The organism is Pseudomonas sp. P5_A2_2 (assembly GCF_054177685.1).
In genome coordinates, this window is sequence record NZ_JBGCUL010000121.1 from 1 (window position 1) to 8,980 (window position 8,980).

Genomic DNA, 8,980 nt, shown 5'->3' on the forward strand with positions numbered 1-8,980 from the left:
TTCCAGGCGTTCGATTTCCGCTGCATTCAACGCCTGATACACCGGCATCGCCAGTTCGCCACCGAGGTCGAACAATCGGTGCTGGCAAGGCGCCAAAACATCGATCACTTCCTGAAAGCCTGCAATGGCGTGCGTTTGCGCCGCCAATCCGGCCAGCAACACGCCCACCTGACTGTTCAGCGTATCGACTTCGCCAATGGCCTCGATCCGCGGGTGATCCTTGGGTACGCGACGGCCATCGCCCAGCCCGGTCTCGCCTTTGTCGCCAGTGCGGGTGTAAATCTTCGACAAACGAAAGCCCATGGTTACCTCGATAGCAGATTGAGTTGTTGCGAGACAGGTGGCGTGCTCGCCAGGGGCAGGCGCAAGGTGAAGCACGTGCCTTGGCCCGGGGTCGATTGCACTTCCATCTGCCCCTTGTGGTTGTTGGTGATGATGAAGTACGACACCGACAGCCCAAGTCCGGTGCCCTGGCCGATCTCCTTGGTGGTGAAGAACGGTTCGAAGGTCCGTTTGCGTACGCTCTCGCTCATGCCGATGCCATTGTCTTCGACCTGAATTTCCGCCCACGGCGGATTCAGCCTGGTGCGCAAAATGATCCGTCCCGGCTCGCTGCCGTCTTCACGCTGGTGAATGGCTTGCGCGGCGTTTTTCAACAGGTTGAGCAGTACCTGCTCCAGTTCGTTGGCGGTGCCGGGGACCGGGCCCAGCGCCGGATCGAACTGGCGAATGATGGCCTGGCCCTTGAAATCGAAGCCGATCGCCAGATCGAAGTCGTTACTGGCGATCTCCACCGCCTGGTCGATCAGGGCGGGCAAATCGCACGGAGCCATCTGGCGGGTGCTGCGACGGCTGAAGCTGAGCATGTGGGTGACGATTTTGGCGGCCCGGGCACCGGCCTGCTGGATGCCGTCGAGCAACTTCGGCACATCGCGAAGTTGCAGATACTGATTGACCGCCGTCAGTTCGATGCCGGCCTGTTCGGCCACTTCAAGGTTCTTCGGCAGATCGGGGGACAGGCGTCGGCGAATGTTTTGCACGTTGTGCAGGATCGCACCCAGCGGGTTGTTGATTTCGTGGGCCATGCCGGCGGCAAGACCACCCACAGAAAGCATTTTCTCCGACTGCACCATCATCTCTTCCAGGGACAGGCGCTGAGTGATGTCGTCGATCCGGATCACCACGCCACGCCCGGCGCCGCCCATCAATGGATAAAAGGTCAGGGCATAGTGGCGGGGCTCGTCATCCTTGAGCCAGGTGACACGTTCGATTTTGGCCACCGTATGCTGCTCGACCGTTTGCTTGAGTTGTGGCAAGAACGGCTTGAGCGGTTCGAAGGCGAGGAAGATGGGCTGGTTCAGGGCTTCGTCGAGGCGCGTGCCGGAAAGTGCGCTGGCTTCCTGGTTCCACTGCGTCACGTAGAGCTGTTCGTCGAGGGCGATCAGCGCCGACGGCATGGAGTCGATGATGCTGTTGAGGTAGTTCTGGAAGCCGGTAAGCTTTTTCTCGATCTTGCTGCGCACCTGGACTTCAAGCTCCAGTTTGCGGTTGGTGTGCCGGGTTTCTTCCGCCAGCCCCTGGGCCTGGTCGTAGGCTGCCTGGGAGTCGTCCCGGGCCCGCTTGAGTTGCTGCTCCCGGGCCTCGATTCGCGAAAGCATGGTGTTGAACGCCTCGGCGAGGCTGCCGATTTCATCGTGGTTTCCTCGTGAAGCACGCAGTGAGTAGTTTTCTTCACGGGTTACCTGCCGGGACAGCTCTTCGAGTTGGTGGATCGGCCGGGTAATCAGGCGCTTGATTTGACGGGCGATGACCAGCCAGAGCAGCACACTGAAAATCAGAATCCCCAGACTGGCCGTCAGGGTCCCGGTATAGAACGCCACTGGCAGTTCACTGCTGGCGACCAACAGCAAATGCCCCGGTGCAGCTCCGGGGCGGGGCAGGGTAATGACCTGGTTGCTGCGGAACTCGGTAACCTGCCAGTCTTCGATATGCCGGAACCGTTTCGGCAACTCCAGTTTGTCGCCATGCTGCAATTGCGCCAATTGCTCGCCTTTTCCGTCATACAGGACTGCCGCGCGCAACGGCGAATAGCTATTGAGTTCGTTTAGCAGGCGCTCAGCGCTTTGCGGCGAATCGAGGGCTTCGGAGGTCAGGCTCGGGTTGGATACCAGCCGGCCGATGGTCTGCAGGGCCTGAGGCGCCATGCTTTCCTGGGAAATGTAGTACGCGGCGCTGATAAAGGTCAGGTTGGCGACCAGCAGGACGGTGGTCAACAGGACTAGCAGGGCGGCCAGCAGTTTCTGGCCGACAGGCAGGTTTTCAAGACGCTGGCGCAATGGCATCGGGTTCATCGCTGAAAAGGAACAAGTGGCCAGCGTAGCCGCTGCTCAGTCGCTGGGCAATCCAAGGCTTTGCAGGCGAGCGATCAACCTTGACTCAAGCTGATTGAGATGAGGCAGGTTCAATTGATGACGCCCGGCCACTTTGCAGGCGTAGCCCAGCAGGTAGCTGATTTCTGTGCGGCGCTGGCTTGTGACGTCCTGATGCATCGAGGAGTAGTTGGCTGCGGTGGCGTGAATCACCCGTTCGACTTCCTGCTGCAGGTTTTCGGCCGCTGCCGGCTGACCACAACGCTCTAGCAACTCCACCAGTTCGCCGCACAGAGTAGCGACTTCGCAGTGATGTTGCTGCAAACCGCCGTTGCGGCAATCGTGCAGCACCGTCAGCGGATTGATCGCACAGTTAAGGGCGAGTTTGCGCCACAACCTGGTCAGGATTTCGGTGCTCCACTCGTGGGGGATGCCGGCAGTGCTCAGGTCATCGAGCCAGATCGGCGCAACCGGATGGCTTGCATCCCCCAGCCAGGTGAAACCATGCCCGGCAAACACCACGCGCCAATCGCCATCGCGGAAGGCGCCTTCGGTGCTCGACGCATAGATGCAGCGTGCCTGAGGTACCTGTGCCGCCACTGCATCCTGACTGCCCAGGCCATTTTGCAGCAGGATCAGTTCGGCACCCGGGGCCAGGCGTGGCGCCAGTCGGGCCACCGCGCTTTCGGTATCGTAGGCCTTGCACGCCACCAGCAGGCGGTTGATCGGTTGGGTGCTGCCGGCTGTCTCGGCGGGCACGGCATAGTGTCGCGCCTCGCCGTGTTCCACCAGTGTCAATCCACCGGCCGCCTCATAGGCCTGCAGCCTCGCGGCGTCCCGCAGGACCAGCCTGACCGGCACTCCAGCCCGCGCCAGACGTGTCGCCCATAAAGTGCCGAGGCTGCCGGCGCCCAGAACATGCCAGGTGGTAGACATCAGCTTTTTGCTCTGTTTAAGGCGTGCATCGGCAGCTCACAGTGAATGATGGGAAAGACCCGTTATAATCAGCGCGGATTTTAACCGCAAGCCAGGCGTGCTCCATCAGTGCGCCTTTAAATTTGGAGAGATTACATGCCGTCGTTCGACGTGGTATCCGAACTGGACAAACACGAAGTCACCAACGCGGTCGAGAACGCCGTCAAGGAACTCGATCGTCGTTATGACCTGAAAGGCAAAGGCAGCTTCGAGTTCAAGGAAAAAGACCTGACCGTCAACCTGACCGCGGAAGCGGATTTTCAGCTCGAAGCGATGATTGAGATCCTCAAGCTGGCGCTGGTCAAGCGCAAAATCGACGTGCAGTGCCTTGAAGTCAAGGACGCGTTCGCGTCGGGCAAGCTGATGAAGCAGGAAGCCGTCCTCAAGGAAGGTATCGACAAGGAACTGGCGAAGAAAATCGTCGCCCATGTCAAAGACGCCAAGCTCAAGGTCCAGGCGGCCATTCAGGGCGAGCAGGTTCGTATTACCGGCAAAAAGCGTGATGACCTGCAGGAAGCCATTGCAGTGCTGCGGGCCAAGGAATTCGGTATGCCGCTGCAGTTCAACAACTTCCGCGACTGATCTTGAACGCGGGAACCTCCTGGCGTTTGCAACGTCGGAGGCCCAAGCAACGGCAGAAACGGTTGAGCCCGTCGCGGTTCGATCTTTCTGCCGCTTTTTTACGCATGCCGGGTAGCCGGAAAACAGGAGAGAGTAGATGGACTTAAATGCCGAGGTAGACAATCTGGTCAAGGTATCCCAAACCTGGATCCCGATGATCATGGAATACGGCAGCCGTGTACTGCTGGCGGTCATTACCCTGGCCATTGGCTGGTGGCTGATCAACAAGGTCACGAAAAAGCTCGGCGGCCTGATTGCATTGCGTAATGCCGACCTGGCGCTGCAAGGCTTTATCAGCAGCCTGGCGAACATCATCCTCAAGATCTTGCTGATCGTCAGCGTGGCCTCGATGATCGGGGTGGAAACCACGTCGTTCGTTGCGGCAATTGGTGCGGCGGGTCTGGCCATTGGTCTGGCGTTGCAGGGCAGCCTGGCGAACTTCGCAGGTGGCGTGCTGATTCTGTTGTTCCGTCCATTTCGCATCGGTGACTGGATTGAAGCACAGGGTGTTGCTGGTACCGTCGACAGCATTCAGATTTTCCACACTGTGCTGCGTACTGGCGACAACAAAACCATCATCGTGCCTAACGGCAATCTGTCGAACGGCATTATCACCAACACCAATCGTCAGCCGACCCGTAAGGTCGTGTTTGATGTAGGCGTTGATTACGAAGCGGACTTGCAGAAAGCCCGAGAAGTGTTGCTGGAACTGGCCAAGGATCCGCGTGTATTGATTGACCCGGCACCTCAGGCAGTCATATCGACATTGGGTGACAGTTCTATCACTGTTTCCCTGCGTGTCTGGGTGAAGACGGCGGATTATTGGGATGTGATGTTCATGTTCAACGAACTGTCCCGTGATCGTCTGAGAGAGGCCGGCATCGATATTCCATTTCCGCAGCGGGTTATTCGCGTGGTTCAGGAATCTGCTGCGCAGTAAGGGGTGTGCGGTTAGTGCCTGACTTCTTGGTCAGGCATGTACTGCAGAGTCTGTTTGGTTAAATGTTGTACAGCAGACAACGAAAAAGGCCCATCCGAAGATGGGCCTTTTTTTGATTACCGCAAACTAACTTTCTGCGATTACAGAATGTTGAGTGGGTAGTCGGTGATCAGGCGGAACTCAGAGATATCGCCTTCGCCTTCGTCAGCATTGGCGGTGTGCCATGCTTGACGGATGCGGAACGACAGATCCTTGGCTGGGCCGGATTGAATGACGTACTTGGCTTCCACGTTGGTTTCGTGGTGTTTGCCGTCTGCACCGTACAGACCGGTGTAGGTGCTGTTCGATGGAGTGTTGGTACCGTCGATGTTCCAACCATTCACGTAACGGACCATGAAGCTCAGGCCAGGTACGCCGTACTCGGCCATTTTCAGGTCGTAACGGGCTTGTACCGACTTCTCGCCAGGGGCGTTGAAGTCAGAGTACTGAATGGAGTTGGCGAGGAAAATCGAGTCGCCACCACGGTTGTTGTCACCCACACCGATGTAGTCGAACGGGGTGTCGCCGTTGACCTTCTGGAAGGCCAGGGTCAGTGTGTGCGCTTTCAGGAACGAGTAAGCAGCAGCCAGGGAGTAGGCGGTGTTGCTGATGTCGCCTGCTTTAGCGTTACCGGTATCCTTGGTGTTGTAGATGTTACCGTCGAAGTTGATCGAGTTGTCGCCGCCCAGTGCGAGGGTGTAGTTCGCGTTGGCGTAGTACTGGTTCCAGACGTCTTCGAGCTTGGCACCGTAAAGCGATACGCTCAGGTCCGGGGTAATGCCGTACTTGCCACCGAAGTAGTCGATGGAGTTAGCTGTCACGCCAGCGTAAGTAGCGAACAGTTCGCCGTCACGAGCGTTGCGGTCCTGGCTGGTTGCCGAGTAGAAGTGACCGGCTTCGAGGTCGAGGTCAGTAACTTCGCTGCTCTGCAGTTGGATACCGCTGGCAGTTTGGTGAAGGATACGGGAACCGCCTACAGCGAACACCGGAGAAGTGCTTGGCTGCATGTCGCCGATTTTCAGCTCGGTCTTGGAGATGCGGAACTTGGCGGCAGCGCCGGCTTTGCCCTGGCTGTTGTTGACTTCGCCGTCAGAGTCCACGGACATGTTGCCGGAACCTGCATATTTGTCGGAACCGTCCAGCTTAATGGCCAGTTGGCCCCAGGCTTCAACGCCAACACCGATCAGACCTTGGGTGTAGCCCGAGCTGTACATGCCCTGGATGCCCTGGGTCCAGTCTTTGTCATCGACTTGGCCGTTTTTCTTGTTACGGTTGTAGTAGTAGTTGCGAACCAGCAAGTCGAGTTTGCTGTCTTCAACGAAACCTTTGGCTTCGGCCTGGTCGCTTACGAAAGGTGCGGCTACTGCCAACTGAGTACTGGCTGCTGCTGCAACTGCCAGTGCGATCATGCTCCACTTCATCACGCGCATCGTGATTTGCTCCTTTGGTTTTAGAAGAGTACTGCCGTCCCACCTGATTTATTATCTGGGCGGCTCTTTCTTTTTGTGTCGGCGCAAACTTATATCACGCCGACAATGTTGGCGATACTTGCGTATCTAACCTTTCGCCTTCTTTACGACCCTGTCGCAAATAGCGTGCTAGATGTCGCAAATTTCCAGCTCCAGCGCAACCGGGCTGACAACTTTAATGCTGTTTTCCGAGCCTTGGCGCCGGTAAAAAGAGTCCTGGTGAAACGTTTGAATCTCCATCGGGCTACCTTGCCACTGTATTTTTTGCCTGAAAACCCCCACTTCCAGCGGGTGTCACATCAGGTGATGTTGGGTATGAATGCAACAAGCGTGCACAAAATTGATTTTTTTGCAGTTTTTTTAAATTTGACTGTCTGACGCTGTAAAAACCTCATAAAACCGGGGGGCAAGCGCGTTTGGTTTGGGCTTGACGCCTTGCCTGGCATCCTGTTGCACCCTTCTGGTCGACTGCCTTACAAACAAAAATGTTACCGGTTCACCCCACCAGTGAGTAAATGGCGGATGTCGAAGCACTCAGCGTAGACCTACTGTGCGGTTTTGGTGCAAAAAATTTTTAGCCTTGTGCTGAATTCATTCCTGTTGACCGCTTGTCTGGCGTGAACTCTTCGTTGCGAATCAGTCATTTCGGCGTTTTTTGCCGGCTGATCGGTTCTGTAGTGGTGCGCGGCGGCGAAAAATGTCTCATTCGGGGGCGGGTGTCAGCTTTTCGCAGGCGCTCGTGACCTCTGTGCAAGGTTCGTCGTGAAGCATGCGCCGTTCGCAGGTATGCTGCCGTCCGGTCGTTTGGCGCGCCGTCCCGTCAGGATGAGCGCTAAGCTGAAAAATGATGATCCGGCGGGAGTGCGCACAGTGTTCGCTTTAGATCCACGACTTCAACAAGATACGTTACCGATCGGGGACTTTCCGCTCTGCCGGTTGCTGCTGTCCAACGATTCGAACTATCCCTGGTTCATCCTGGTACCTCGTCGCGAGGCTATCAGCGAGATATTTCAGTTGGATGTCGCAGATCAGCAACAGCTTTGGCAGGAAACAACTGTGCTTTCGCAAGTGCTCAAGGACTCGTTCGACGCGGACAAATTGAATGTTGCGGCGCTGGGCAACGTTGTAAGTCAGTTGCATATGCATGTGATTGTGCGCAAGCGCGAAGATGCCGCCTGGCCAGCGCCGGTTTGGGGTAAGCATCCGGCAAAACCCTACAACCCGGAGCAGATCGCCGCTATTCGCGAACGTTTGCGCCTGATTTTGACCGATGATTTTACGTTTCTGGAGGGCTGAACCATGAGCCTGGAAGAACGCGTTACCGAGCTTGAAAGCCGCCTGGCCTTTCAGGATGACACCATCCAGGCATTGAATGATGTGCTGGTGGCGCAGCAGCGGGTGGTCGAGCGTCTACAGCTGCAAATRGCTGCGCTGCTCAAGCGGCAGGAGGAAATGGTCGGCCAGTTCGAGTCGTTCGAAGAGGAAGCGCCGCCGCCGCACTATTAATCAACGCGCAGGCATAAAAAAACCGCGGACAGCTCGGCTGTGCGCGGTTTTTTTTAGCCTTGAGTCAGCGGCGCGGCAGTGCGGCGATCACATCTTCGGCTTGCAGGCCCTTGTCACGATTCATGACGGAGAACTCCACGCGCTGGCCTTCGACCAGGACACGGTGGCCTTCACCGCGAATGGCCCGGAAGTGGACGAAGATATCGTCACCGGAGTCGCGGGAGATGAAGCCGAAGCCTTTGGATGTGTTGAACCACTTGACGGTGCCGGTATCGCGGTTGCTCATGTCGTAGCTTGGCGAGGCGGCGGCCGGTGACGATTTGTAGAAGCAGATGCCCAAGTGCAGGGCAACAGCGATCAGGGCTGCGACCAGGCTGAACAGTACGGCGGGTTGACCGGCGATAACGGGCATCGGTGCGATCAGCGTCAGGGTTTGCAGGACCACGCTCAGAACCAGCAAGGCGCTGACCAGGTTTTGCAGTTGGTGGCGCGGGCCTTTGTTCCAGTAAGGGATGACAGGCGCAAGTGTAAGGTTGAGCAGGCCGAAAAAGGCCAGGTACAGTGCGTCGGATTGTTGCAGGTAAGGTAAGGCTTCGGATTGCAGGCTAGGGATGAAGGACAGCAGCAAGGCCGCTGCGCCTATCAACAGATGGACGATTTTCAACATTTTGATTAACTCACGTTAAGACAGTTCACAAGGAAGAGCTGATGGCGCACGGTTCGCTTCAAGATAATAAAGAGGCGTTGGACACGTACCCGGTATCAGCCTATGCGCCGTGCCCGGAAAAAATAGACACTGGCGACACGCCGTCTATTTAACAGCAAAGCCGCAGGCTACTCAAATCAGGGCGTCCGGCGGCTCGTTTGAGGCGATTTGCCGCAGATTGGTCGAAGTTAGAGGCTGCGATACGGCGGCAGGCTTGCTAGAGCGGTTGGGCGCCTGCTGGATGAAGCTCATCACCTTTAGGGGGGGATTCAATCGGCCGCATCGACCGATTGGCTAAATCTTTCAGTGGGTGTTTCTTAGTGTTCGCGCTCTTCTTTCCTACGCCATTCAATCC

Annotated in this window: 10 protein-coding genes; 5 read left to right on the forward strand and 5 right to left on the reverse strand. The window is 57.0% G+C overall.

Annotated elements, in window-relative coordinates; all coding sequences use genetic code 11:
- From ACXRVY_RS10785 to ACXRVY_RS10795, 3 genes are all read right to left on the reverse strand, one after another.
- Positions 1-303 (reverse strand): ATP:cob(I)alamin adenosyltransferase (locus ACXRVY_RS10785; RefSeq protein WP_458237370.1); only part of this gene is annotated, 303 nt, incomplete at its 3' end.
- A 2-nt stretch (positions 304-305) separates the two neighbouring features.
- Positions 306-2,342 (reverse strand): ATP-binding protein, encoded by a 2,037-nt coding sequence (locus ACXRVY_RS10790; RefSeq protein WP_223459501.1) that lies wholly within the window; start codon positions 2,340-2,342, stop codon positions 306-308.
- A 45-nt stretch (positions 2,343-2,387) separates the two neighbouring features.
- Positions 2,388-3,305 carry a putative 2-dehydropantoate 2-reductase gene (locus ACXRVY_RS10795; RefSeq protein ID WP_223459499.1) on the reverse strand — a complete coding sequence of 306 codons (918 nt, stop codon included), beginning with the start codon at positions 3,303-3,305 and terminating at the stop codon, positions 2,388-2,390.
- 135 nt (positions 3,306-3,440) lie between these two features.
- On the opposite strand from ACXRVY_RS10795, the gene ACXRVY_RS10800 reads away from it, so the two are divergent.
- Positions 3,441-3,926 (forward strand): YajQ family cyclic di-GMP-binding protein, encoded by a 486-nt coding sequence (locus ACXRVY_RS10800; protein ID WP_007977344.1) that lies wholly within the window; start codon positions 3,441-3,443, stop codon positions 3,924-3,926.
- Between the two features lie 136 nt (positions 3,927-4,062).
- A complete protein-coding gene (locus ACXRVY_RS10805) occupies positions 4,063-4,905 on the forward strand; it encodes a mechanosensitive ion channel family protein (RefSeq protein ID WP_223459497.1) in 843 nt (280 codons plus the stop codon).
- 140 nt (positions 4,906-5,045) lie between these two features.
- Here ACXRVY_RS10805 and ACXRVY_RS10810 read toward each other — a convergent pair whose 3' ends face one another.
- Complete coding sequence (locus ACXRVY_RS10810) at positions 5,046-6,374, reverse strand: OprD family porin (protein ID WP_223459495.1); 1,329 nt, start codon at positions 6,372-6,374, stop codon at positions 5,046-5,048.
- Positions 6,375-6,449: 75 nt separating this feature from the next.
- Between ACXRVY_RS10810 and ACXRVY_RS10815 the strand changes: the two genes are divergently transcribed.
- From ACXRVY_RS10815 to ACXRVY_RS10825, 3 genes are all read left to right on the forward strand, one after another.
- The gene (locus tag ACXRVY_RS10815; protein ID WP_223459493.1) at positions 6,450-6,791 is read left to right on the forward strand and encodes a hypothetical protein; all 342 of its coding nucleotides are present in this window, start codon (positions 6,450-6,452) and stop codon (positions 6,789-6,791) included.
- Between the two features lie 492 nt (positions 6,792-7,283).
- Complete coding sequence (locus ACXRVY_RS10820) at positions 7,284-7,709, forward strand: HIT domain-containing protein (RefSeq protein WP_223459530.1); 426 nt, start codon at positions 7,284-7,286, stop codon at positions 7,707-7,709.
- 3 nt (positions 7,710-7,712) lie between these two features.
- Positions 7,713-7,919 carry a SlyX family protein gene (locus ACXRVY_RS10825; protein ID WP_458237371.1) on the forward strand — a complete coding sequence of 69 codons (207 nt, stop codon included), beginning with the start codon at positions 7,713-7,715 and terminating at the stop codon, positions 7,917-7,919.
- Positions 7,920-7,983: 64 nt separating this feature from the next.
- Here ACXRVY_RS10825 and ACXRVY_RS10830 read toward each other — a convergent pair whose 3' ends face one another.
- Positions 7,984-8,586 carry a cold-shock protein gene (locus tag ACXRVY_RS10830; RefSeq protein ID WP_317851116.1) on the reverse strand — a complete coding sequence of 201 codons (603 nt, stop codon included), beginning with the start codon at positions 8,584-8,586 and terminating at the stop codon, positions 7,984-7,986.
- Between the last annotated feature and the right edge of the window lie 394 nt (positions 8,587-8,980).

Bases quoted from the DNA above. Each gene is read 5' to 3' on its own strand.
- ACXRVY_RS10800 (WP_007977344.1), top strand. From the start codon at position 3,441: ATGCCGTCGTTCGACGTGGTATCCGAACTGGACAAACACGAAGTCACC.
- ACXRVY_RS10805 (WP_223459497.1), top strand. From the start codon at position 4,063: ATGGACTTAAATGCCGAGGTAGACAATCTGGTCAAGGTATCCCAAACC.
- ACXRVY_RS10790 (WP_223459501.1), bottom strand. From the start codon at position 2,342: ATGCCATTGCGCCAGCGTCTTGAAAACCTGCCTGTCGGCCAGAAACTG.
- ACXRVY_RS10795 (WP_223459499.1), bottom strand. From the start codon at position 3,305: ATGTCTACCACCTGGCATGTTCTGGGCGCCGGCAGCCTCGGCACTTTA.
- ACXRVY_RS10810 (WP_223459495.1), bottom strand. From the start codon at position 6,374: ATGCGCGTGATGAAGTGGAGCATGATCGCACTGGCAGTTGCAGCAGCA.
- ACXRVY_RS10830 (WP_317851116.1), bottom strand. From the start codon at position 8,586: ATGTTGAAAATCGTCCATCTGTTGATAGGCGCAGCGGCCTTGCTGCTG.